Source organism: Neorhizobium populisoli (assembly GCF_019430945.1).
GTDB lineage: Bacteria > Pseudomonadota > Alphaproteobacteria > Rhizobiales > Rhizobiaceae > Neorhizobium > Neorhizobium populisoli.
Window position 1 is genome coordinate 25,933 of record NZ_JAHYCB010000007.1, and the last position, 23,404, is coordinate 49,336.

Genomic DNA, 23,404 nt, shown 5'->3' on the forward strand with positions numbered 1-23,404 from the left:
CGGGAGGGGTTTTCTCTTCGGAGCGAAGTCCCCTCCCCAACCCCTCCCCACAAGGGGGAGGGGCTAACCTGCCGCACCGCCTTGTTTTCCTAAGGGAGGAATGTTTCCCAATGACATCAACGACAACCTCCTCCCACCTCGGCGCCCTCCTCATGGCGCCCGTCAACGCCCTGATGCGGGTCGTCGATATCCCCCTGCGCGGCCTGCAGAAATCGACCGGCATCGGCGGCATGGCCGCCTTCTTCCTGGCGCCGAACATGCTGATCTTCGGCATCTTCGTACTCTTGCCGCTGTTCATCAACATCGTCTATTCGACGACCGGCGGCACGGCCTTCTTCCTGTCGGAACGCTCCTTCGTCGGCACCGAGCAATACCAGCGCCTGTTCACCTGCACCAATTACCTCGACCCGATGTCCTGCCAGGAGGACGCCTTCTGGACCGCGGTGGGTAACACGTTCTGGTTCGTGGTGTTGCAGGTCGCGCTGATGATCCTGGTGTCGCTGGTCACCGCGCTGATCCTCAATCGCGACCTGATCGGCCGCTCCTTCTGGCGCGCGGTGTTCTTCTTCCCGGTCCTCTTGTCGCCCGTCGTCGTCGGCCTGATCTGGAAGTGGATCCTGCAGCGTCAGGGCCTCCTGAATTTCATCCTCTACGAGATCGGCAACGTCACGCCCTATACCTGGCTGACCGACCGCAACTGGACCTTCATCGCGACGATCGGCGTATCGATCTGGGCGCATATGGGCCTCTACACGCTGATCCTGCTTGCCGGCCTTCAGGCGATCCCGAAGGATCTTTATGAAGCCGCCGAAATGGACGGCACCAAGCCGGCCCGTGTCTTCTGGCGCATCACGCTGCCACTGCTCGCGCCGAACCTGCTCGTCGTCGTGGTTCTGGCGTTGATCAAGGCCGTGCAGATCTTTGACGAGGTCTATGTCCTCACCGGCGGCGGCCCCGGCACCAGCACGCTCTACCTGACGCAATATATCTACGAGACCGGTTTCGCCTCGGCGCTCCGCAACCCGGGCCTCGCCGCCGCCGCCTCGATCCTGATGGGCCTCGTGCTCGTGGTCCTGACGCTGATGCAGCTCGGCCTTGGCCGTAAGAACGAAAACAAGGGGAAACGCTGATGGGTGCGGCTGCACGTTTCATCCTCCGCCGCAAGGGCGGCAAGGGCTGGCACTGGACGGATATCGTCACCTGGGTCTGGCTGATCGGCGGACTGATCATCATGTTCGGTCCGGCAATGTGGCTCGCTTTCTCGTCCTTCAAGACGCCAGCGGCGCTCAACGAGTTCCCGCCGTCGATCCTGCCTTACGTCACATCCCAAGCGACTGTGCAGGGTTACGACAAGCCGCTGCAGCTTTTCGAAGCCAAGATGCCGGACGGCACGACCAAGGTTCTCGCCGAAGTCCGCCGCATCGGCCTCGTGGCGCAGATGGTCGATCCGACGACGCCGGGCGAAATCATCAAGGTCAACATGAACGACCGCACCCCGGTGCGCTCCGTCTCGTTCGCGACGGAAAACTATACCGAGCCCTTCACGCAGTTCGACTTCCTGCGTTACCTCTGGAATTCCGTCTTCGTGACGGTGGTCGCGACGCTGATCACCCTGATCGTCAATTCCATGGCTGCCTTCGCGCTGTCGAAATACGAGTTCACCGGCCGCAATCTGGCGATGTTCGTCATCCTTGCGACGCTGATGGTGCCGCTCTCGGTCATCATGGTGCCGCTCTATTCGATCATCTCGACGCTTGGCATGTTCAACAGCCTCTGGGGCGTCATCCTGCCGACGGTCGCCACCCCGACCGGCGTCTTCATCCTGCGCCAATACATGCTGACCATTCCCGACGAACTGATCGATGCCGCCCGCATGGACAAGGCGTCGGAATGGCAGATCTACTGGCGCATCGTGCTGCCGCTGACTGCCCCGGCTCTGGCGGTTCTGGCGATCTTCTCGGTCGTCTGGCGCTGGAACGACTTCCTCTGGCCGCTGATCGTCCTGTCGCGCCGCGAGCTCTACACCCTGCAAGTGGGCCTGAGCATCTATTCCGGCGAACTGAACGTCCAGTGGCACTTCATCCTGGCCATGACCGTCGTCACCATGATCCCGGTCGTGCTCGTCTTCATCTTCCTGCAGCGTTTCATCACCACCGGCATTGCCGGCACCGGCCTCAAGTAAGGATCACACCGATGGGCGAAATCAAACTCACCGATGTCAACAAGTCCTACGGCTCGGTTCACGTCCTGAAGGACATCAACCTGCATATCAAGGACGGCGAATTCGTCGTCTTCGTCGGCCCGTCCGGCTGTGGCAAATCCACCCTGCTGCGCACCATTGCCGGCCTGGAAAAGATCACTGCCGGCGAAATCCAGATCGACCGCAAGCGGGTCAACGAGACCTCCGCCGCCGATCGTGGGCTCGCCATGGTGTTCCAGTCCTACGCGCTTTATCCGCATATGAGCGTGCGCCAGAACCTCGCCTTCGGTCTGGAAAATTCCAGCATGCCCAAGGCCGAGATCACTGAGCGCATCGGCGAGGCCGCCCGCATGCTGGAAATCGACCAGTATCTCGATCGCCGCCCCGGTCAGCTTTCCGGCGGCCAGCGCCAGCGCGTCGCGATCGGCCGCGCCATCGTCCGCCGCCCGACCGCCTTCCTGCTCGACGAGCCGCTCTCGAACCTCGATGCCGAACTGCGCGTCTCGACCCGCGCTGAAATCGCCGCGCTCCACACCCGCATCGGCTCGACGATGATCTACGTCACCCACGACCAGGTGGAGGCCATGACGCTCGCCCACCGCATCGTCGTCATGCGCGCCGGTAAGATCGAACAGGTCGGCACCCCGCTCGATCTCTATAACGAACCCGCCAACCGCTTCGTCGCCGGCTTCATCGGCGCGCCGCACATGAACTTCCTGAAGGCGGAAGTGGCGGCCGTCGAACTCGGCACCGTGACGCTCACGATCGGCGGCGGCCACAAACTGCTCGTGCCGCTCTCCGGCCACAAGCTGAAGGTCGGCGACAAGGTCACCGTCGGCATCCGCCCGCAGCACATCACGCTGGCCGCCGATCCGGGCAGCCTCACCGTCAAGACCCGCCTCGTCGAAGCTCTCGGTTCGGAAACCGTCATCCACGCAGACCTGCATGGCGAAAAACTGCTCGCCGTCGTCCAGGGCCAGAAGCAGATCGGATCGGGCGACGAGGTACATTTCTCCGTCGCCGGCGCGCCGCTGCATCTGTTCGACGAGAATGGGCTGCGGGTGAAATCCGCTTAACGATTTCATCGCGGGCCTTAAGCGACTTGTACTGCTGACGGCCCGCGATATCGTACCAGCATGAACGCGATTCCCTGGTCCGTTGTCCGCCACTTCACCAATGCCGGCTGGTATTATGGCCGCGCTATGGGTTTGCCGGGGGAATACCCAGCAGGTCACCCCGCAACAGAAATCCTGCGCGAATTCAATGGACTGAAAGTCGGGAAAACGGCAGCTGGCAGGGAATGCGCCACCATGCCAATGCACTTCCATCCGCTCGACAATCCCGATGAAGAAGTCCTCGAACTGGAGGAGTGCCTGGACACAACTCTTCTTGGTATCGGATCAGATGGTAATAGCTCTTCGTATTATTCAGATATTTTGGGCCGCATCTTCGTGTTTGAGATCGTTGCCGGTAGCGTTTGGCTCCAGGGCTGGACTTTTAGCGAGGCCGCTGAGCGCCTGATCCTCGGCAAACTCGCTTATCCCCTGCTCCTTCCAAGCCAGCCCAGCGTAGGGTTCTACGGAGCAGAACTCTATCCCGATGACGAACGCATCCTGCCGCTCGACAAATTGAAATCGGCCCGTCTCACAAATACCCCTTGAAGAACCCCAGCACCGCCCGCCGCATCGCGGGCGTTTCCTTATGCCCCACGCCTGCCTCCGGCAGGAACACCAGCGCCCCCAGCGCCTCGGCCTTGAGATAGACCGCTTCCGTTTCGGCAAAAGCGATATCCACCGCCTCCGGCGGCGTCAGCGGATCATCCCAGCCGATGCAGATCAGCTGCGCGCGCGGCGCCACGAGGCCGGCGATCTCGCCGATCGAGGTTTCCTTGAGCAGGCCGGGCACAGTCAGATAATGCCCGTGGTGGTTATGCGCGCCGGTGCGCACAAGTGCTGCAAAATCCGCATAGCAGCACAGATGGGCATTCGCCTTCACCCGCGGATCGACCGCCGCCAGGAAATAGGCGAGCGTCGCGCCCATCGAAAGCCCCGTCACGCCGATCCGCTTAGGATCGACCTCCGGCCGACTCGCAAGCCAGGTGAGTGCGGCCGCCTGTTCCGAGACCATCTGACCGAACAGCGTCTTGCCGTGCCAGAGCGCCGCCTTGGCCGCCTCGTCCTCGGTCACCCCGGCCCGCTCGCCGAAGGTCGGCATGTCGATGCAGAGCATCACATAACCTTCCCGTGCGAGAACCGGGCCGGGCGCGTTCAGAAGAGCGGGCCGGCCATCCACCAGTTCGGACGCGCCGATATCCCAGCGGGCGCCATGCGCATGGGCATAGACGATCGCCGGGCCGCGGGTGATGAAACCGGCGCTCGGTCGGGTGAGAAACCCGCGCACCTCTGTGCTGTCGGAAAGCTGGAACCGTAAGCGCTCGAGGATGTAGCCGTCGCGAACTTCATGCTGGCTTTCCAGAAGCGTCAGCGAAGCCTCCTCGAAGGCCAGCAGCTCCTTCAGCCGCGCCACCGTGATCGCCATCGTCTCCTCCCATGTGTGATTTTCCCCATATGCAGATTATCGCTCGGCGTCCCGGGGTGGAAGAGGCAGAACCAACGGGTGAGGACTCGTTGCCTTCGATGAGGTAGTCCCGTACGCGCCTCAAGGTATAGTGGTCCCGAGCTTGCCCCTCATCCGCCTGCCGGCACCTTCTCCCCGCTCGCGGGGAGAAGGAAATATGCCGCACCGTCTTTCCCGAATTCCACGACCGAGCAGGGCACGTCCCCTCTCCCCGCAAGCGGGGAGAGGGTTAGGGTGAGGGGCAAGATACAAGCTCTGCCGATAACAATTTCAAAACCTTAATCTCTTTCTCATCCCCACCCCCAAACCTACCCTTACAATCTCCCCGTCCCGCTTCGGCTACACCGGTCCGCATAACCGGCGAGGTGGGACCGGTGATCCGGCGAGCCGTCCTTATGCAGGCGGGTTTCCGGGGGCTGCGCAGAAAATGGTTCCCCTCTCGTCCCAAAGGGGCGGGGCGTGCGTGTGTCGCACACAACCCGGTATGGCATCCGTGCTCATTTCCACGGAGTTAAATTCCATATCACCGCAGAGGAACCGGAGTTGCGTGGATAAACACACCGAACGGGGCACGTCGCGTGTCATTTATAAATTTTCAATTCGAGGCACACGACGTGTCCCGGCCGAAACAAACAAACCGAGATCGCCAAGGGATGATTATGCCTTCGGAAAGGAATGTGACAGTGAGCAAACAGGATTTCAGCGACTACGAGCGACGGCGTGCGCAGCAACATGAGGAGCTCTGCCGCCTTACTTCGACGCTTTGCTTGATCTCACGCGGTTTTTGCCGACTGCGCCTTTGCCGCCGTAACCACGTCTGCAGCGGCCCCATGCAACCTTCGCCCCATCAGGCATGGACCGTTCGCGCCCATCAGGAAATAGGGCTGAGTGGCAATGCGTGCAGCACCCTTCCCTCCTGCATTGCTCACCGGGAAACCGTCTATTACGACCTCTATAGGAAGGCTTTGAAAGAGATGCGCGAGATACGTGACGAAGAGCCACAGATAACCCCCCTCGCGCTTTACATCCAAATTGCTTCACAACGGCGTTCTCCGCACAACATCCCCTAACCTCCGGACTTGACTTCCTCCCCCGGTCATCCGACTTCAAACTTCGAGAACAAGGAGAGCCGCCATGACCGAAGCCACCCGCAGCACGATCGATCAGACCGAGGTTGACCGCTTCTCCGCCATGGCTGCCGAATGGTGGGACCCGACCGGCAAGTTCAAGCCGCTCCACAAGTTCAATCCGGTGCGCCTCGCCTATCTGCGCGACCGTATCTGCGAAAATTTCGGCCGCGATCCGAAGAGCCATCAGCCGCTTTCCGGCCTGCGCATCCTCGATATCGGCTGCGGCGGCGGCCTGCTCTCGGAGCCGATTGCCCGCATGGGCGCCACTGTTGTCGGCGCCGACCCTTCCGAAAAGAATATCGGCATCGCCTCCACCCATGCGGCGGAAACCGGCACCTCGGTCGATTACCGCGCCGTTACCGCCGAACTGCTGGCCGAAGCCGGTGAGACCTTCGATGTCGTGCTCAACATGGAAGTGGTCGAGCATGTGGCGGACGTGAACTTCTTCATGACCACCTGCGCCAACATGGTCCGCCCCGGCGGCCTGATGTTCGTCGCCACCATCAACCGCACGCTGAAAGCCGGCGCGCTCGCCATCTTCGCCGCCGAAAACATCCTCCGCTGGCTGCCGCGCGGCACGCATCAATATGAAAAGCTGGTCCGCCCGGAGGAACTGGAAAAGCCGATCAACGCCTCCGGCATGGAAATCATCCACCGCACCGGCGTCTTCTTCAACCCGCTGCAGGATCGCTGGAACCTCTCGCCAGATATGGACGTGAACTACATGATGCTCGCCAAACGGGAGGGGTGATCGGCTTTTACGGCAATCGTCCTCGTGGTAGACTTCGCAGTGCTCGTTGGAGAAGACGATGACCGAAGCCAAGACGGTAACTTTGACGCTTAACGAAGAACTCTACAAATTCGTTCGGGCCGAAGTCGAAGATGGCTCGTTTGCATCCATCAGTGAATATGTGAACTCAGTACTGCGTGAAGAGCAGGAACTTGTTCGGCAAGGAGACAAGATGGCTCAACAATCTGCCGCACAACAAGCCGGAGCGTGAGATGGCGCAAGTCAGGCTCGACCCAAAAATAGATTCCTACATCGATACCCTGGTCGAAAATGGTGAAGCATCCTCGAAGGAGGACTATGTGAACCAGGTTTTGCAAGAGCGCTATGAAAATGACCAGCGCGCCGCCGCGGAATTTTGGTCCGAAGTCGAAGAAGGGCGCGCTGATATCGAGGCCGGACGTTATACATCCGTGGAAGAGGCGTTTGATATCGTCCGCCGAGAATTGGGCTTGGTCAAACCGGCCGCGAAATGAAAGTTGTCATATCGGCCCGCGCTAGTCGCGATATGATCGATATCGGCCGGAAGATCGCACAGGACAATCCTGTCCGCGCCTTGAGCTTCATGAACGAATTGGAAGTCGCGTGCCAAGGTCTTGGCGCAATGCCGGAATCCTATGAGATCATCGGCCAGCAACATGGGAACGATGTAAGGCGGCGGATCCACGGAAATTATCTCATCGTCTACGAAACATGGCGAGGACAGGTCGATATCATGCGCGTGTTTCACGGGTCGCGGGACTATCGAAAAATCCTCTTCCCCAGCAGCGACTGAACATCCCCGGCCTCTCTTGCCCTGCTACACTCCCACCGAAAGCACATGCGCCAGCAAATCCTTCTGGCGCTCGGCATTCAGCGTGGCAAGCTCGCGCACTCTGGCCCGGTCGATGGTGGTCTTTCCGCCATCCGGTCCATAGGGTTCTTTGAAATTGAAAGCCTCAAAGCTCGGTCCGTGTTCGTACAGATATTCGAACCGTCCGACGGCCTCTGCCCAGTCCGGGCGGATTTCGGTCCACCAAAGCGCCAGCGCTGGCCATTGCCGTTTCTGCTGCCAGCCATGGGCATGTTTCAGCGCATCGGCATGAACACCGTTATAGGTGAAAGCCATCAGGGATTCGAGATCAGCCCAGAGGGAAAGGCTGGACGGCGCCCATTCGAAGCCGCTACCCGCAATGAAGTGCGGAAAAATCTGCGGACCCCAGCTTTCCGGCCCGCCCTCGCCGGGATAACCGGAACGGCCGAGAAACCCGTGCGACCGTTCGGCGGCCAGAAAATTGGCAGGTTCCCGCAGCCGGAAACCGTCGACCTCGGGGCTTTCATAAGGGGCGACGAACAGGCCGAAATTGTAGATCGCCAGTTTCGCCGCGCCGCTCATGTCAGATGCCGGTCATCTCAATTGACGTCGTCAGGCAGTACCGGCAGCGGCGCCACGTCGATGCCCTCGTCGAGCAGGTCCTTGACCTCATTGAAGCTCGCCTGGCCGATGATGCCGCGGGCATCCGCTTCGCCGTAGTGGATCTTGCGGGCTTCTTCCGGAAATTTCTCGCCGACATCCTCGGCATTGGCGCGGATCGCGGCCACCGCTTCCCTGACCTTGGCCACCAGTTCCTGGCGGGCCATGTCCATCACCGCCTCCCGTTTCTCTTCCTTCTTGCGGGCGGTCGAAACGGAGGGAGACATCAGTGTCTTGGAGATCGAGGCCGAGTTGCAGACCGGACAGGTCAGGAAGCCGCTGGCGACCTGGCCGTCGAAATCAGCGCTCGTCGAAAACCAGCCCTCGAACATGTGGGCATTTTCACAGGAAAGCGAATACTTGATCAAGCGGCCACACCTCCCGCCGCACCGGACGTTCCACCATCGGAAACAGTCTGAAGCGTAAACTCGCGGGCGTTCTTAAGGTTCGGAATTTTCTGACGCGCAGCCTTCACGGCGGCGACATCGATCTCGGCATAAATGATCTCTTCGCCCGCACTACCGGCGGAAGCCAGCACCTTGCCCCAGGGGTCGACGATCATCGAATGGCCAAAAGTCTCGCGGCCGTCCTCATGCACGCCACCCTGGGCGGCGGCGATCAGGAAGGCACCATTCTCGATGGCGCGGGCGCGCAGCAGGATTTCCCAATGCGCCTCGCCGGTCTGGCGCGTGAAGGCGGCGGGAACGGTGAGGATATCGGCGCCGGCCAGAGCCTCGGCGCGGAAAAGCTGCGGAAAGCGGACGTCGTAGCAGATCGCGAACCCGAACTTGCCGATCGGCAGCTCGGCGACGCGCGCCTCACCGCCGGCCTGATAGGCCGAGCTTTCCCGCCAGCTTTCGCCATTGTCGAGATCCACGTCGAACATGTGGATCTTGTCATAGGTCAGCACCTGCCGGCCGCCGGGCGCAAACAGCAAACCACGATTGGCGATCTTGCCGCCTTCCTGGGCTGGATCGTCGATGGAGATCGCGGTGGATCCGACGTGAAGATAGATATTCAGCTCGCGGGCCAGACTGCGCGCCGTCGAAACGACGACATCATCGGCTTCGCCGCGCAACTGGGCGCGCATCGCCTTGCGGTCACGCTGCAGCGCACCGGTCATTTCCGGCGTCTGGATATAGGTCGCACCATTGGCGGCGGCTTCCCGCACCAGCCGAGCCATGTCGGCGGCGTTCCGCGCCGTGTCGACGCCGGAGCACATCTGGATCGCTGCAGCCTTGAACGTCATACTGGGTCTCCTCAGGCCGCCAGCAGCGGATCGAGCTTGCCGGCCCGGTCGAGCGCGTGAAGATCGTCGCAGCCGCCGATATGCTGGCCGTCGATGAAGATCTGCGGGAAGGTGGAGCGGCCGTTCGACTTGGCCGTCATCTCCTCGCGCAGCTCCTTGGAATAGGTCGCGTCATGTTCGGTATAAGCGACGCCCTTGCTGTCCAGCAGGGACTTGGCGCGAGCGCAATAACCGCAATATTCGCGGGTATAAATCGTGACATCTGCCATGATCGTCTCCATGCGCGACCCCATGGGAAGTGCCGAAAGGCGGGCCGCGCGAAAATTGTTTTCTTCTGTCATATAGGCCCGGAAACGGCCATTGCAAAGGTCAAAACCGTGACCTCGGCGGCCCCCGCCTTCTTCAGGCAGCGCACGGCGGACGAGACCGTCGCACCCGTCGTATAGACATCGTCAATCAGAACCAGCCGCTTGCCGAAAACCTCGGGTTCATGCCCCGGCGCGACGGCGAAGGCGGCCCGCACATTGTCCTGCCGTGCTCGCGCCGTCAGCCCCACCTGCCGGCTGGTGCGTTTGGTGCGGATCAAAGTCGCGGGAAGGAATGGCTTGCCCGATTGCCGCGCCACCTGCCGCCCGAGTTCGGCCGCCTGGTTGAACTTGCGCGAGGCAAAGCGGAACCGGTGCAGCGGCACCGGCAGAATCGCATCGCAACCTGCCACATGCCCGTCGGAAGCACGCAGCATCCAGCCGGCCATCATTGCGGCAAGCTCGCCGCGATCCCTATATTTGAGCGAATGAACGAGGTCGCGGGCCGCCCCTTCGAAGATCGTCGCCGACCTCAGCCGGTCGAACGGCGGCGGCTCGGCGATCGCCTGGGCGGACAGGATGCCGGGACCGGGATCGTAGGAAAACGGCAGGCCGAGCACTTCGCAGAAAGGCCGCTCCACAAAGCGAATGTCGCGCCAGCAGGTGGGGCAGAAGGCGGAGTGAGAGCCGGTCCTGACCCCGCAGCCGGGACAGGTCGGCGGAAAGACGAGATCGGCCAGCCAGGCGAACGGCGGCCTCACCCATCGGCGAGCGGCGTCGCCGGCCAGGGTGGAGAAAGACGCACTGATGATCGGCGGCTCTTCGATCGACATGTGTTGACAATAAGGGCGTGGAAGCGCCTTTGCGAAGCGGAATTTTTAGTACGAGGACATGATGGACATTCTCTTCGACCCTGACCTGGTGACGCGCCGTCGCGAGAGGGCGTTGAAAGCTGGCGACGAGAAGGCAGCCTTCCTGCTCGACATCGCCGGCCGCGAACTGGCCGATCGTCTCGCCGTGGTCGAGCGCCGGTTCGAAACCGCGGTGGAACTGCATGGCGGCACGGGTGCCGCGGCCCGCGAAGCGCTCGCCACCGGCAAGATCGGTGCGATCAGCCGGATTGAGACCAGCAAGGCTTTTGGCCGGGGCACCGAAGAAATCACGGCTGCCACCTTCGACGACGTGCCGCTCGAGCCGGAATCGGTTAACCTCGTCCTCTCGCCGCTCGCCCTGCACCTCGTCAACGATACGCCCGGCACGCTGATCCGCATCCGTCGCGCCCTGAAGCCGGACGGTCTCTTCCTGGCGGCCATCCCGGGGGCCGGGACCTTGGCCGAACTGCGCGACGTGCTGCTTTCAGCCGAAGCCGAGATGACCGGCGGCGCCAGCCCTCGCGTCATCCCCTTCGCCGATGTGCGCGATATCGGAGCACTGCTGCAGCGCGCCGGCTTCGCCCTGCCGGTCGTCGACGCGGAGACCTATACGGTACGTTACGACTCGCTGTTTCCGCTGATGCGCGACCTGCGGGCCATGGGCATGACCAATCCGCTCGCCGGCCGCAGCCGCAAGCCGCTGACGCGGGGCTTTTTCGTGAGGGCGGCGGAACTTTACGCGGAACGCTATTCAGATCCGGACGGCCGCATCCGTGCGACGTTCTCGATCGTTTATGCCTCAGGCTGGGCGCCGCATGAAAGCCAGCAAAAGCCATTGAAACCCGGCTCCGCCAAGGTGCGGCTCGCCGATGCGCTGAAAAAGGGAATGACGTAATCTTTGGAGAAGACCAAAGCGGAAATCGTCTGGCCAATCTTACTCAGGCAAATATTATTCGGCGGATTTATCGAGGACCGTGGAAATTCTGCCGAACATATTGTTCATCGCGCCGTAATAATTGCCGAGCGCCGCGACCATCGTCAACGCAATAATGGAAATGAGCAAGCCATACTCCACTGCGGTGGAGCCGGTCTTATTCTTCCAGAAAAGCTTCAAACCGCGCATATATTATCCTTCGCAGAGGATGAAAAAACTGAGGCGCCCGAAAGCGCCTTATTATTATCAGCAATCGTTACCGACACCATAACCCTGCACGATGCAGACCGCACCCGGCGTTTCCTGCAATACGCTGCGACGGATCGTGTAATTCTTGGTACCCTTCTCGCCGTGCTTGGGAATCGAGCCGGTGGTCAGGTTGTCGAAATCCTCCTGCACGTTGGCAAGGCGGCGACCTTCGTCGTCACGGCTGGCCAGCATGGGAGTGATGATCAGCGAAAGCGCGATCGCAGCCGTGCCGAACAGGAGCGCGATGTTCAGCGCGCCGGTCTTGCCGGAGCCGTGCGCCCTTTGACGGGACGGCACAGTTTTCCAGAATTCCTCGTCCATGCCTTCATAGCCTCGTAAAAACGCAGTCACTCGATGAGGCCTGACCCTCTCATACGGGGCTAAAAAATCTCTTAACGGCAGATAAATTCGATTGTTCTAATTTTATTGATCCAGATCAAATTCCGGAGTCAAATCAGAGCAAATCCTGAAGGATCGGGATCAACGGCTCGTCGGCCGGCGGCATCGGATAATCGCGCAAAGCGTTCGGCCGCACCCACTTGATCGCCTGGCCCTCACGGCCGGTCGGAATGCCCTCGTAGCGCCGGCAGACATAAAGCGGCATCAGGAGGTGGAAGGTTTCGTAGGTGTGGCTCGCAAAGGTCAGCGGCGCAAGGCATGGGATTTTCGTCTGGATGCCGAGTTCTTCCTCAAGCTCCCGCACCAGCGTCTCTTCCGGCGTCTCGCCGGGCTCCACCTTGCCGCCCGGAAATTCCCAGAGACCGGCAAGCGACTTGCCCTCGGGGCGCTGCGCCAGAAGGATGCGGCCATCACTGTCGATCAGCGCGCAGGCGGCAACCAGCAGGATCTTCCTGACCTCGGACATATCAGCGCTCCTGCCGCCAATAGCGGTATTCGTAAGCCTTGGCAAAACCGAACCGGGCATACAACGCTTGCGCCGGCGCATTGTCGGCGCCGACCTGCAGCCAGGCGGAACGCGCGCCGCTGATGCGGGCCCAGCGGAGCGCCGAGGTCAAAATCTCGGTCCCGAGCCCCGAACGCCGATGCTTGTCCGACACCGAAAGCGACTGAATGCCGGCAAGATCATTATCCTGCACGCAAAGCCCCATGGCGATGGGGCCATCACCCGGGATTTCCTTGATGAAATAACCGGTGGACGGCTTGATGGAGCTGAGGATTTCGGCGAGCGCCGGCTTGCGTCCTCCATCCTCGCCATCGAGCGCCAGGCTGGCATCGACGAAACGGCCGATATCGTGGCTCGGCAGATAATCGAGCGTATCGGGCAGTTCCAGCGCAGTCAGATCGGCGCTCAGGACATCGGTCGTCTCGAACGGCTTCCAGCCCTGACCCGAGAGATAATCCAGCAACGGCTTGGGCGTTAGCGGCGTCTCCCGCACATAGAGCGGCCGGCCATAGGCCTCGAAACGTTTGCGCGCCTTTTCGATGCGCAGATCCATGTCGCGGCAGTCGGACGGATCGAGCGGCACGAGGCAGTTGAGGCGCTTCGACGGATGGCCGCCGGTGAGCCGCACCTGCCAGCTACCGTCATAGACGACCGAGGCAGCCGGCCACGCCCGGAAACCCACGGCCTCCAGGCGCCGCACCTGCGGCAGATTGGTCTGAGATAGGGCCTGCGCCAATTCCGATCAGCTCCGATAATCGCCGTTGATGGCGACATATTCCTTGGTGAGGTCGCAGGTCCAGACAGTCGCCTTGCCCTGGCCGAGGCCGATATCGACCCGCACCGGAATGTCCTGCTTCTTCATTACGGCAGTCGCCGCGTCTTCCGAATAGCCTGGGTCGCGTTCGCCGTTGACGGCAACGCGGACATCGCCGAACCAGATCGCCAGACGATCGCGGTCGGCGGCTTCGCCGGCCTTGCCGACGGCCATGACGATACGGCCCCAATTGGCGTCTTCGCCAGCAGCCGCGGTCTTGACCAGCGGCGAATTGGCGATCGACAGGGCGATCGTCTTGGCAGCGGCGTCGCTCTCGGCACCGGTGACGGTGATCTCGAGCATCTTGGTGGCACCCTCGCCGTCGCGGGCAACCTGAATGGCGAGGTTCTTCAGAAGCTCGTTCAGTGCCGCGCGAAAACCTTCGAGCGCCGGGTCGTCGGCATTTTCGATGCGCGTCTGGCCGTCGGCAGAGGCAGCACCGGTCGCAAACAGCATCAGCGTATCGGAAGTCGAGGTGTCACTGTCGACGGTCATCGAATTGAAGCTCGGGCCGACGCCGGCCGACAGCAGGCTCTGGAGTGCTGCCGGCGCGATATCTGCATCGGTCACCACGAAGGAGAGCATGGTCGCCATATCAGGCGCGATCATCCCGGCGCCCTTGGCGATGCCGTTGATCGTCACCTTGACGCCGCCGATATCGGCGGTGCGGGTCGCGACCTTCGGATAGGTGTCGGTGGTCATGATCGCCTTGGCGGCTTCCTGCCAGAAATCGCCGGTGGCGGTCTTGTTCATGTCGCCCAGCACGCCGGCAAACTTGGTGGCGTCGAGCGGCTCACCGATCACGCCGGTCGAGGCGAGATAAACTTCGTTCTCGCCGCAGCCGACGGCTTCAGCGGCGGATTTCGCCGTCAGTGCCGTCGCCGCCTTGCCCTTGACGCCCGTAAAGGCGTTCGCATTGCCGGAATTGACGACCACGGCGCGGGCAGTACCGTGCGACAGATTGGCACGGCAGAAATCGACCGGGGCAGACGGGCACTTGGACTTTGTGAAGACGCCTGCGACCGCAGCCGGCTTGTCGAACACCATCAACAGCACGTCGGTGCGGTTCTTATACTTGATCCCGGCGGCGGCTGTCGCCATGCGCACGCCACGCAGTGACGGCATGTCGGGATAGGACTTCGGAGCGAGCGGCGAAACGGAAGCGGACATAGCTTGAACCCCATTCGGAAAATGAAAACCGGATAAATTTACTTATCGGATTTAGCGAAATCCGATGCGGCGCAAGCCCCTCACCCCGCCTCCGCTTCGCTCGGCGCACCCTCTCCCCGCAGGCGGGGCGAGGGGAAATGGCGACGTTGCGGCACATCTCCTTCTCCCCGTCAAAACGGGGAGAAGGTGCCCGGCAGGGCGGATGAGGGGCAATACCCCTTATCGAAGCTTACTGCTGCACCGGCATCGGCGCATCGCCGTCTGCCTGCATCTTGCTGACGTCTTCATAGCCCTTCTTGAGCGCCGGATCGGTGATGTCGATCTTTTGCTCGGCCTTGGCTTTGGTGATCAGCTCCATGTACTTGTCGCGCATGACGAGCTGCTTCACCTGGTCCTGGACCTGGTCGAAAGCCGGCGGCGGGGCGATGCGCTTGTCTTCGAGCTTGATGACGTGGAAACCGAACTGCGACTTGACCGGGGTCTTGGTATAGGCGCCCTTCTGGAGTGCGAAAGCGGCCTCTTCGAATTCCGGAACCATCTGGCCCTTGCCGAACCAGCCGAGATCGCCGCCTTCGTCCTTGTTGCTGTCCTGCGACTTTTCCTTGGCGAGCGCTGCGAAATCACCACCCTTGTCGAGGGCTGCGATAACCGCCTTGGCTTCATCCTCGGTCTTCACCAGGATGTGGCGGGCATGCACTTCTTCCTGCTTCGGAATATTGGCGATTTCCTTGTCGTAGCGGGCCTTTACCTCGGCATCGGTGGTCGCTTCGATGACATGCTTGCGGAAGTAGGAATTGTGCAGTTCGCGGTCGCCGATATAGGACATGCGCTTCTTGAAGTCTTCGGAATCCTTCATGCCTTCCTTGACGGCGCCGGAAGCCAGCAGCTTCACGTCGATGGCGCCGGAAAGGGCTGCGACCTTCTTCTGCTCGTCGGGCAGCTGGGCAAGCTGCGGATCGAGGTTCTGGACGGCGAGATCGAGTTCGGACTGGCGGATTTCGAGGCTGCCGACCTTCGCAACGACCGGGTCGTCAGCCGCAAAAGCAGGAGCCTGACACAGGATCGCAGCGGCGAGAGCGGCCGTTACGAGAAATTTATGGCGCAACATCGATTTACCTTTCGATAGGGGCACCGGTCTCAGAATGCCTGATTCCGGCCGGAAAACCTTCACAAACACCGGATTGTGGCCATTCTGTATCGGCCGCCACCGTTGACATAATTCGACCCCCCTCTTATCTGTCACGCAACTTCGCGTCCAGCAGAGTTTCCGGGCGTGGCGGGTCATTTTGTCGTCATCTGAATGCGGCTTCTTGTCGTCATTGAGAGTGGTTACATCAAGACCCGCGCTTCAAGAGATTGAGATCAGAAAGGACCATTCGTATGGTCAGCTTCGGCGGCATCGCCCGCAAACTGTTCGGTTCTGCAAACGATCGCCGCGTTCGCGGTTACAAGCCGACGATCGATGCCATCAATGCCATCGAGGAGAAAACCAAGGCTCTATCCGATGAGCAGCTGGCCGCCCAGACGGTGGAGTTCAGGAAACTGCTCGCCGAAGGCAAGACGCTCGACGACATCATGGTCCCCGCCTTTGCCGTGGTCCGCGAGGCCTCCCGCCGCGTGCTCGGCATGCGCCCGTTCGACGTCCAGCTGACCGGCGGCATGATCCTTCACGACGGCGCCATCGCCGAAATGAAGACCGGCGAAGGCAAGACGCTGGTCGGTACCCTGCCTGTCTATCTCAATGCGCTGTCCGGTAAGGGCGTGCATGTGGTGACGGTCAACGACTACCTCGCCCAGCGCGACTCGGCGACAATGGGCCGCCTCTACGGCTTTCTCGGCCTGACCACCGGTGTCATCGTCCACGGTCTCGACGACGACCAGCGCCGCGCGGCCTATGCCTGCGACGTCACCTACGCCACCAATAACGAACTCGGCTTCGATTATCTGCGCGATAACATGAAATACGAGCGCGCCCAGATGGTGCAGCGCGGCCACAATTACGCGATCGTCGACGAAGTGGACTCGATCCTGGTCGACGAAGCGCGCACGCCGCTGATCATCTCCGGCCCGCTCGACGACCGCTCCGACCTCTACAACACGATCGACGCCTTCATTCCGATGCTCAGCCCGGAAGATTACGAGATCGACGAAAAGCAGCGCTCCGCCAATTTCTCCGAAGTCGGCACCGAGAAGCTGGAAGGCCTGCTGCGTGCCGCTGGCCTGCTCAAGGGTGAATCGCTCTACGACGTCGAAAACGTCGCGATCGTCCACCACATCAACAACGCGCTGAAGGCCCACAGGCTCTTCACCCGCGACAAGGACTATATCGTCCGCAACGACGAGATCGTCATCATCGACGAATTTACCGGCCGCATGATGCCGGGCCGCCGTTATTCGGAAGGCCAGCACCAGGCGCTCGAAGCCAAGGAAAAGGTGACGATCCAGCCGGAGAACCAGACGCTCTCCTCGATCACCTTCCAGAACTATTTCCGCATGTACGGAAAGCTGGCCGGCATGACCGGTACGGCCCAGACGGAAGCGGAAGAATTCGGCAATATCTACAAGCTCGAAGTGGTCGAAGTGCCGACCAACCTGCCGATCGCCCGTATCGACGAAGACGACGAGGTCTACCGGACCTTCGAGGAAAAGTTCAAAGCGATCATCCAGGAGATCAAGGAAGCCCACACGCGCGGCCAGCCTGTTCTCGTCGGCACGACCTCGATCGAAAAATCCGAACTCCTGGCAACCCTGCTGCGCCAGTCCGGTTTCGAGACGTTCAATGTCCTGAACGCCCGCTACCACGAGCAGGAAGCCTATATCGTTTCCCAGGCCGGCGTGCCGGGTGCCGTGACGATCGCCACCAATATGGCGGGCCGCGGTACCGACATTCAGCTCGGCGGCAATATCGACATGCGCCTCGAACACGAACTCGCCGAGATCGAGGACGAAGCCGAGCGCAACGCTCGCGAACAGGCGATCCGCGCCGAAGTCAAGGAACTGAAGGCCAAGGCTCTTGCCGCCGGCGGCCTTTACGTCATCGCTTCCGAACGCCACGAAAGCCGCCGCATCGACAACCAGCTGCGCGGCCGCTCCGGCCGTCAGGGCGACCCTGGCCGTTCGAAATTCTACCTGTCGCTTCAGGACGACCTGATGCGCATCTTCGGGTCCGACCGCATGGATTCGATGCTGCAGCGTCTCGGCCTGAAGGAAGGCGAAGCGATCGTCCATCCTTGGATCAACAAGGCGCTGGAACGTGCCCAGAAGAAGGTCGAAGCCCGCAACTTCGACATCCGCAAGAACCTTCTGAAATATGATGACGTCACCAACGACCAGCGCAAGGTGATCTTCGAACAGCGCATCGAGATGATGGATTCCGCCGATCTCTCGGATGTGGTGGAAGAAATGCGCAGCGAAGTGATCGACGTCCTCGTCACCAAGCACATTCCCGAACGCGCCTACGCCGAACAGTGGACGGCCAAGGAACTGCGCGAAGAAGTCGACCGCCTCCTGAATCTCGACCTGCCGGTCGACGACTGGGCCAAGGAAGAAGGCATCGGCGAGACGGATATCCGCGAACGCATCGTGGAGGCTGCAGACAAGGCCGCCAACGAGCGCAAGGAACGTTTCGGCGTCGAGATCATGACCTATGTAGAGCGCTCAGTCCTGCTCCAGACGCTCGACCACCTGTGGCGCGAGCACATCGTCAACCTCGACCACCTGCGTTCCGTCATCGGTTTCCGCGGTTATGCCCAGCGCGACCCGCTGCAGGAATACAAGGCGGAAGCCTTCGAACTCTTCCAGGCGCTGCTCGCCAACCTGCGCGAAGCTGTCACCGCCCAGCTGATGCGCGTCGAACTGGTCCAGAACCCGGAACCGCCGCAGCCGCCGGCTGTCTATGACGAAATGCATGTCGATCCGACGACCGGCGTCAACGAGATGAACGGCTTCCGCGCCGAGGAATTCATCGCCGCACCGGAAGACCGCCATCCGGAAGACCAGTCCACCTGGGGCAAGGTCGGCCGCAACGAAGCCTGCCCTTGCGGCTCCGGCAAGAAGTACAAGCACTGCCACGGCGCCTTCGAACAGGCCTGATCGATAGCAGACAAAGACAATCGAAACGCCGCCTCCGGGCGGCGTTTTCGTTTGCAGAATCGGATGGGCTGCTCGCCCAATGGAACATCCACGCAGGCCCGCGGTTAGACTGGTGGGAAACCTAACGAAAGGAGCCCCATCATGAGCAGCAGACTTCCCCCGACACCATCCGAGAACCTGAGCCACAAAGGCTCTGGCGAAGAAAAACATTCGGATGTTCGCCGCGTTGAAATCCGCGCTGCCAATGACCCCGGAAAACAGGGCCAGCAGGGCAATACGAAAATCAACACGACCAATCAGGGTTATCAGCAGGATCGATAAGGAGGGCCGACATGTCGACCTCGACAAAGACGCCGGCCAGCATCCGCCAGGGTGGACCGGGCGCATCGCATGAAAACGCCAAGGCACCGCTGGACGTGAAGAAACCGGCAGCCGATAGCGATCTGCGCTCCAAGAGCCGCGTATCCGGTGGCGGCGGCGAACGCGACAGCCACCACACGCACGATTCCAAGAAAAAGGGGGGACATCCGCAGGCGTCTCACAACAGCCACGGATAACCGACCCGCATCCAATATCTCCGAACGCCGCCTCCGGGCGGCGTTTTCTTTTTGCGCGGCGTCTAAAGGCGCTGCGTGCAGATCTGCCGGACAAGAATACGCAGCCAGCGATGCGCGGGATCGGCATCCATCCTCGGATGCCAGATCAATGATATCGTGATTGGCGTCACATCGACCGGCAGAGGAAAACTGTCCAGCCCGGCCCGAAGCTTTCCCGTGTAGATTTCCGGCACGCCGGCAATCAGGTCGGTATCCCGCGCCAGCGCCAGAGCCGCCGAATAGGTGCCGACCGTGGTCGCGATCTGGCGCTGCAAGCCGTGTGGCTCCAACGCGGCATCGATCGGCCCGTGCTCCAGTCCTCGCCGCGAAACAAGAATGTGCCGCCCCGCCGCGTATCCTGCAGGCGTCACCTTCTCCCCGACCAATGGATGCCCGGCACGGACAACGCCGACGAAACGGTCGCGGAACAGCGCCTGCACCCGCAATTCCGGCCCAGCCGCATCACCGATGACGCCAAGTTCCAGATCGACCGCGCCGTCGCGCAACGGCTTGCTCTCCTTGTCCGGCTTCTGCACGAAACGCAGCCGAACACCCGGCGCTTCGCGGCCTGTGCGATCGGTAAGATCGGCGCCGAAATTCTCGACGAAACCGTCGCTGGCGCGGATCGTGAAGGTCCGCTCGAGCTTTTCCAGATCGAGCATGTCGGCCGGCCGCAGCACCGCCTCAGCGCTCTGCACCAGCCGGCTCACCTCCTCGCGCAAGGCAAGCGCCCGCGGCGTCGCAACGAGCCCGCGCCCGGCCCGCACCAGAAGCGGATCGCCCGTCACCTCCCTGAGCCGCGCCAGTGACCGGCTCATCGCCGACGGACTGAGCCGCAGCCGCTCGGCCGCGCGGGCAACGCTGCCTTCGGCAAGCAGGACATCGAGGGTGACGAGAAGGTTCAAATCGGGGAGCGTCATGGGCTCACCATACGCAACATCAAGATATGGCGCCAGATGCACGAATGGAATGCAAATGCTGCGCCTTCCGCCATATATCGAGCGAGGCTAGGCTTCCGCTTTCTCAGATCGAAGGACGGAACCGCGCCCATGAGCACTCAAACCAACCTCCCCGAAACGGTGGATGAAATATCGGGCGAAAAGCCTGCGCAGACGGGTGCGCTGATGGCTCTGTCACTCTGCATGCTGCTCTCATCGCTCGGCACCAGCATCGCCAATGTCGGCCTGCCGACATTCACCGCCGCCTTCGGCGCGAGCTTCCAAGAGACCGAGTGGATCGTCATCGCCTATCTGCTGGCAAGCACGACGCTGATCGTCAGCATCGGCCGGCTTGGCGACATGATCGGCCGCCGGCGACTGCTGCTGGCCGGCATCATCGCGTTTACGGCCGCATCGGTTCTCTGCAGCCTCGCACCGGGGCTCTGGCCGTTGGTCGCCGCCCGCGCCCTGCAGGGTCTCGGTGCAGCCGCGATGATGGCGCTCGCCATGGCGCTTGTCGGAGAAGCTGTACCGAAGGAGAAGACCGGCAGCGCCATGGGCCTGCTCGGCACGACCTCGGCGATCGGCACCGCACTCGGCCCCTCGCTCGGCGGCTTGCTGATCTCCAGCTTCGGCTGGCCTTCGATCTTCCTGCTGAACCTGCCGCTCGGCGCAACCGCCTTCCTGCTCGTCTGGCGTTCGTTATCCGCCGACCCCATCCGCAAATCCGAGGGTGCCCGACAGTTCGATATCGCCGGCACGATGCTGCTGGCCGCAACTCTGGCCGCCTATGCGCTCGCCATGACGCTTGGCCGCAACAGTTTTGGAATACTCAACATCGTGCTTCTGGGCATGGCGCTGCTCGGCGCCCTCGCCTTCATGACCGTGGAAACAAGAGCCGCCTCGCCGCTGATCCGGCTGTCGCTGCTCCGCGAACCGGCGCTCGGCAGCGGCCTCGCCATGAGCGTGCTGGTCGCAACTGTCATGATGGCGACGCTGGTGGTCGGACCGTTCTACCTCTCACGCAGTCTCAGCCTTGATCCCGCGTGGACCGGCATCATCCTCTCGGCCGGCCCGGCGATTTCTACGCTGAGCGGCATCCCTGCCGGCCGGCTGATCGATCGCCTCGGCGCCTCATCCGCAATCGTCGCAAGCCTCGCCGTCATGATCGCCGGCTGCATCGGGCTGGCCCTGCTTCCCGGCCTGTTCGGCATCGCCGGTTATCTCGTGGCGATTGCCGTCCTGACGCCGGGATACCAGCTGTTTCAGGCCGCCAACAACACCGCGATCATGCAGGATATCGAACCCGGCAGGCGGGGCCTGGTCTCCGGCCTCGTCAACCTGTCGCGCAATCTCGGCCTGATCACCGGTGCTTCGGCCATGGGGGCGGTTTTCGCCTTCGCATCCGGCGCGGCGGATATCTCGCTTGCCGGCCGCGAAGCCATCGCCGGCGGCATGCGGACCACCTTCCTCGTGGCGGCGGCTCTGGTCTTCCTGGCTTTCGGACTGGCGATCAAGGGCCGCGTTTCGTCTGCCGGTGCCGTGAAAAGACAAGGCAAGTAAACCCGCAATAAGTCCGATATTTTTCGCTGGATTTGAAAGGAGATCATAAATGCTTTAACCGTCCGGCGAACCCTTTCTTAACCCTGATGTGGCAACACTCGGTCTTGGTATCCCGTCGGCTTTACGAGTATTGCGTGCCCATTATGGCGGTCATTGAAACAGCGGAAAGATTGCTTCCGGCTGGCCTTAGGGCCCGGCTCGCACCGCTGACGCGCAAGCTCCAGTCGATCCTGACAGACGACAACGACACCGCCCGCGCCCAGCGCCAGGCGCTGTCAGCCTTCGTCATCCGGGTCGCAAGCGCTGCAATCGCCTTCGTGTCGCAGATCGTACTGGCCCGCCTGATGGGCGAATTCGAATACGGCATCTTCGCCTTTGTCTGGGTCGTCGTCATTCTGGCGGGCAACCTGTCCTGCCTCGGTTTCCATACCTCGGTCATCCGCTTCCTGCACCAGCACAAGGCGCGCGGCGAGATCGACACCGTGCGCGGCCTCAATCTGGCGATCCGGGTCATCGCACTTGTCTCCGCCAGCACCATCGCCGGCCTCGGCTTCACCTTCCTGCATGTCTTCGGCAGCAGTATCGAACCCTATTACCTGATCCCGGTGTCGCTCGCCTTCTTTACCATGCCGATGATTGCGCTTGGCGACGTGCTGGACGGCACCGCCCGGTCGAACGGCTGGACGATCATGGCGCTCTCGCCGACCTATCTCATCCGTCCGACGCTGATCCTCGCCTTCATGCTGGCTTCCCTCTGGTTCGGCGCCGACCACACCGCCGTCACCGCCATGGAGGCGGCACTTGCCGCAACCTACGTCACCACGCTGTCCCAGCTGCTGCGCGTCTCGCTGCGCCTGCACAAGCGTTACGGCAGCGGGCCGAAGCGTTTCGAGATCGGCCCTTGGTTCCGTGTCTCCCTGCCGCTGTTCCTGGTGGACGGCATCGGCTTCCTGCTCACCAATGCGGATGTCGTCGTCGTCGGCCTTTATCTGCCGCCCGACCAGGTCGGCATCTATTATGCGGCGGCAAAAACCATCGTTCTCGTCCAGTTCGTGTATTTCTCGATCAAGGCCGCAGCCGGCCCGCGTTTCTCCGCCATCATGGCGGAAGGCGACATGACGGCGCTTGCCACCTTTGCCGGCCAGACCGCCAAATGGAGTTTCTGGCCGTCGCTCGCCGTCGGGCTCTGCGCGCTGGCTGCCGGCGAATTGCTGCTTTCGCTCTTCGGTGAGGGCTTCACCGCCGGTTATTGGCTGATGGCGATCCTGTTTGCCGGCATTCTGTCGAAGTCGCTGGTCGGCCCCGGCGAAGTCCTGCTCTCCATGGCCGGCCGCCAGAACCTCTGCGTCCTGCTTTATGCGGTGACGCTCGCCTGCAGCATCGCGCTCAATATCGCGCTGATCCCCCGTTACGGCCTGGTCGGCGCCGCAACGGCGACGGCTTCCGCAATGGTGATCGAGGCGATCCTGCTGCATATCGCCGTCCGTCGCACGCTCGGTATCGTTCTTTTCGCGTTTGCCGATCCCCTGCCCTCCGCTTCCGCAAAGGCTTCCTGACCATGGCGCTACCTC

General features: G+C 61.8%; 27 protein-coding genes. 14 read left to right on the forward strand and 13 right to left on the reverse strand.

Annotated features, from left to right (window positions below):
- Positions 1 to 110 precede the first annotated feature (110 nt).
- Genes KX729_RS20190 through KX729_RS20205 form a run of 4 tightly spaced genes read left to right on the forward strand, consistent with a single transcriptional unit; the run spans position 111 to position 3,861 of the window.
- Positions 111 to 1,130: a carbohydrate ABC transporter permease gene (locus tag KX729_RS20190; protein WP_219744294.1), complete on the forward strand. Its 1,020-nt coding sequence runs from the start codon at positions 111 to 113 to the stop codon at positions 1,128 to 1,130.
- On the forward strand, positions 1,130 to 2,182 hold the full coding sequence (locus tag KX729_RS20195; RefSeq protein ID WP_219744295.1) for a carbohydrate ABC transporter permease: 1,053 nt from the start codon (positions 1,130 to 1,132) through the stop codon (positions 2,180 to 2,182). Before KX729_RS20190 ends, KX729_RS20195 begins: the two co-directional genes overlap by 1 nt.
- Before the next feature lie 11 nt (positions 2,183 to 2,193).
- Positions 2,194 to 3,276: an ABC transporter ATP-binding protein gene (locus KX729_RS20200; RefSeq protein WP_219744296.1), complete on the forward strand. Its 1,083-nt coding sequence runs from the start codon at positions 2,194 to 2,196 to the stop codon at positions 3,274 to 3,276.
- Between the two features lie 60 nt (positions 3,277 to 3,336).
- Positions 3,337 to 3,861 carry an SUKH-3 domain-containing protein gene (locus tag KX729_RS20205; RefSeq protein WP_219744297.1) on the forward strand — a complete coding sequence of 175 codons (525 nt, stop codon included), beginning with the start codon at positions 3,337 to 3,339 and terminating at the stop codon, positions 3,859 to 3,861.
- Here KX729_RS20205 and KX729_RS20210 read toward each other — a convergent pair.
- Complete coding sequence (locus KX729_RS20210; protein ID WP_219744298.1) at positions 3,845 to 4,738, reverse strand: alpha/beta hydrolase family protein; 894 nt, start codon at positions 4,736 to 4,738, stop codon at positions 3,845 to 3,847. The genes KX729_RS20205 and KX729_RS20210 overlap by 17 nt on opposite strands.
- Positions 4,739 to 5,911: 1,173 nt before the next feature.
- On the opposite strand from KX729_RS20210, the gene ubiG reads away from it, so the two are divergent.
- From ubiG to KX729_RS20230, 4 genes are read left to right on the forward strand one after another with little or no spacing between them, the layout of a single operon-like run.
- Positions 5,912 to 6,658, forward strand: coding sequence for a bifunctional 2-polyprenyl-6-hydroxyphenol methylase/3-demethylubiquinol 3-O-methyltransferase UbiG (gene ubiG, locus KX729_RS20215; protein WP_219744299.1), 747 nt, complete (start codon positions 5,912 to 5,914; stop codon positions 6,656 to 6,658).
- A 58-nt stretch (positions 6,659 to 6,716) separates the two neighbouring features.
- Positions 6,717 to 6,908 (forward strand): ribbon-helix-helix domain-containing protein, encoded by a 192-nt coding sequence (locus KX729_RS20220; protein WP_219744300.1) that lies wholly within the window; start codon positions 6,717 to 6,719, stop codon positions 6,906 to 6,908.
- Positions 6,850 to 7,170 carry a type II toxin-antitoxin system ParD family antitoxin gene (locus KX729_RS20225; RefSeq protein ID WP_219744301.1) on the forward strand — a complete coding sequence of 107 codons (321 nt, stop codon included), beginning with the start codon at positions 6,850 to 6,852 and terminating at the stop codon, positions 7,168 to 7,170. Before KX729_RS20220 ends, KX729_RS20225 begins: the two co-directional genes overlap by 59 nt.
- Entirely contained in the window at positions 7,167 to 7,469 is a 303-nt protein-coding gene (locus KX729_RS20230) for a type II toxin-antitoxin system RelE/ParE family toxin (RefSeq protein WP_281423238.1), read from the forward strand. The genes KX729_RS20225 and KX729_RS20230 overlap by 4 nt, the downstream gene beginning before the upstream one ends.
- A 24-nt stretch (positions 7,470 to 7,493) precedes the next feature.
- On the opposite strand, the gene KX729_RS20235 is transcribed toward KX729_RS20230, so the two are convergent.
- The 5 genes from KX729_RS20235 to KX729_RS20255 all read right to left on the reverse strand — a co-directional run bounded on the left by KX729_RS20235 (position 7,494) and on the right by KX729_RS20255 (position 10,534).
- Entirely contained in the window at positions 7,494 to 8,069 is a 576-nt protein-coding gene (locus KX729_RS20235) for a DUF3291 domain-containing protein (protein WP_219744303.1), read from the reverse strand.
- A 17-nt stretch (positions 8,070 to 8,086) separates the two neighbouring features.
- The gene (locus KX729_RS20240; RefSeq protein WP_219744304.1) at positions 8,087 to 8,515 is read right to left on the reverse strand and encodes a DUF1178 family protein; all 429 of its coding nucleotides are present in this window, start codon (positions 8,513 to 8,515) and stop codon (positions 8,087 to 8,089) included.
- Positions 8,512 to 9,396, reverse strand: a complete 885-nt coding sequence (locus tag KX729_RS20245; protein ID WP_219744305.1) for a carbon-nitrogen hydrolase family protein — start codon at positions 9,394 to 9,396, stop codon at positions 8,512 to 8,514. The genes KX729_RS20240 and KX729_RS20245 overlap by 4 nt, the downstream gene beginning before the upstream one ends.
- 11 nt (positions 9,397 to 9,407) lie before the next feature.
- Positions 9,408 to 9,665 (reverse strand): glutaredoxin 3, encoded by a 258-nt coding sequence (gene grxC / locus KX729_RS20250; protein WP_219744306.1) that lies wholly within the window; start codon positions 9,663 to 9,665, stop codon positions 9,408 to 9,410.
- A gap of 68 nt (positions 9,666 to 9,733) precedes the next feature.
- A complete protein-coding gene (locus tag KX729_RS20255; RefSeq protein ID WP_219744307.1) occupies positions 9,734 to 10,534 on the reverse strand; it encodes a ComF family protein in 801 nt (266 codons plus the stop codon).
- A gap of 61 nt (positions 10,535 to 10,595) precedes the next feature.
- Between KX729_RS20255 and KX729_RS20260 the strand changes: the two genes are divergently transcribed.
- Positions 10,596 to 11,468 carry a methyltransferase domain-containing protein gene (locus KX729_RS20260; RefSeq protein ID WP_219744308.1) on the forward strand — a complete coding sequence of 291 codons (873 nt, stop codon included), beginning with the start codon at positions 10,596 to 10,598 and terminating at the stop codon, positions 11,466 to 11,468.
- 54 nt (positions 11,469 to 11,522) lie between these two features.
- On the opposite strand, the gene KX729_RS20265 is transcribed toward KX729_RS20260, so the two are convergent.
- The 6 genes from KX729_RS20265 to KX729_RS20290 form a co-directional block, all read right to left on the reverse strand.
- Positions 11,523 to 11,696: a Flp family type IVb pilin gene (locus KX729_RS20265; protein ID WP_219744309.1), complete on the reverse strand. Its 174-nt coding sequence runs from the start codon at positions 11,694 to 11,696 to the stop codon at positions 11,523 to 11,525.
- A 57-nt stretch (positions 11,697 to 11,753) separates the two neighbouring features.
- A complete protein-coding gene (locus KX729_RS20270) occupies positions 11,754 to 12,077 on the reverse strand; it encodes a hypothetical protein (RefSeq protein ID WP_219744310.1) in 324 nt (107 codons plus the stop codon).
- 133 nt (positions 12,078 to 12,210) lie between these two features.
- Positions 12,211 to 12,621 carry an 8-oxo-dGTP diphosphatase MutT gene (mutT, locus tag KX729_RS20275; protein WP_219744311.1) on the reverse strand — a complete coding sequence of 137 codons (411 nt, stop codon included), beginning with the start codon at positions 12,619 to 12,621 and terminating at the stop codon, positions 12,211 to 12,213.
- Position 12,622: 1 nt separating this feature from the next.
- Positions 12,623 to 13,396, reverse strand: coding sequence for a GNAT family N-acetyltransferase (locus tag KX729_RS20280; protein WP_219744312.1), 774 nt, complete (start codon positions 13,394 to 13,396; stop codon positions 12,623 to 12,625).
- A gap of 6 nt (positions 13,397 to 13,402) precedes the next feature.
- Entirely contained in the window at positions 13,403 to 14,644 is a 1,242-nt protein-coding gene (argJ, locus tag KX729_RS20285; RefSeq protein WP_219744313.1) for a bifunctional glutamate N-acetyltransferase/amino-acid acetyltransferase ArgJ, read from the reverse strand.
- Between the two features lie 229 nt (positions 14,645 to 14,873).
- Positions 14,874 to 15,752 carry a peptidylprolyl isomerase gene (locus KX729_RS20290; protein ID WP_219744314.1) on the reverse strand — a complete coding sequence of 293 codons (879 nt, stop codon included), beginning with the start codon at positions 15,750 to 15,752 and terminating at the stop codon, positions 14,874 to 14,876.
- A 272-nt stretch (positions 15,753 to 16,024) separates the two neighbouring features.
- On the opposite strand from KX729_RS20290, the gene secA reads away from it, so the two are divergent.
- The 3 genes from secA (at position 16,025) to KX729_RS20305 (ending at position 19,293) form a co-directional block, all read left to right on the forward strand.
- Positions 16,025 to 18,736, forward strand: coding sequence for a preprotein translocase subunit SecA (gene secA, locus KX729_RS20295; RefSeq protein WP_219744315.1), 2,712 nt, complete (start codon positions 16,025 to 16,027; stop codon positions 18,734 to 18,736).
- A gap of 141 nt (positions 18,737 to 18,877) precedes the next feature.
- Positions 18,878 to 19,057, forward strand: coding sequence for a hypothetical protein (locus KX729_RS20300; RefSeq protein WP_219744316.1), 180 nt, complete (start codon positions 18,878 to 18,880; stop codon positions 19,055 to 19,057).
- Positions 19,058 to 19,068: 11 nt separating this feature from the next.
- The gene (locus KX729_RS20305; RefSeq protein WP_219744317.1) at positions 19,069 to 19,293 is read left to right on the forward strand and encodes a hypothetical protein; all 225 of its coding nucleotides are present in this window, start codon (positions 19,069 to 19,071) and stop codon (positions 19,291 to 19,293) included.
- A gap of 62 nt (positions 19,294 to 19,355) precedes the next feature.
- Here KX729_RS20305 and KX729_RS20310 read toward each other — a convergent pair whose 3' ends face one another.
- Positions 19,356 to 20,252 carry a LysR family transcriptional regulator gene (locus KX729_RS20310; RefSeq protein WP_219744318.1) on the reverse strand — a complete coding sequence of 299 codons (897 nt, stop codon included), beginning with the start codon at positions 20,250 to 20,252 and terminating at the stop codon, positions 19,356 to 19,358.
- Between the two features lie 129 nt (positions 20,253 to 20,381).
- Between KX729_RS20310 and KX729_RS20315 the strand changes: the two genes are divergently transcribed.
- Both KX729_RS20315 and KX729_RS20320 read left to right on the forward strand, forming a co-directional pair.
- Entirely contained in the window at positions 20,382 to 21,833 is a 1,452-nt protein-coding gene (locus tag KX729_RS20315) for an MFS transporter (protein WP_219744319.1), read from the forward strand.
- A gap of 143 nt (positions 21,834 to 21,976) precedes the next feature.
- Positions 21,977 to 23,389 (forward strand): lipopolysaccharide biosynthesis protein, encoded by a 1,413-nt coding sequence (locus tag KX729_RS20320; RefSeq protein ID WP_219744662.1) that lies wholly within the window; start codon positions 21,977 to 21,979, stop codon positions 23,387 to 23,389.
- Positions 23,390 to 23,404: the final 15 nt, after the last annotated feature.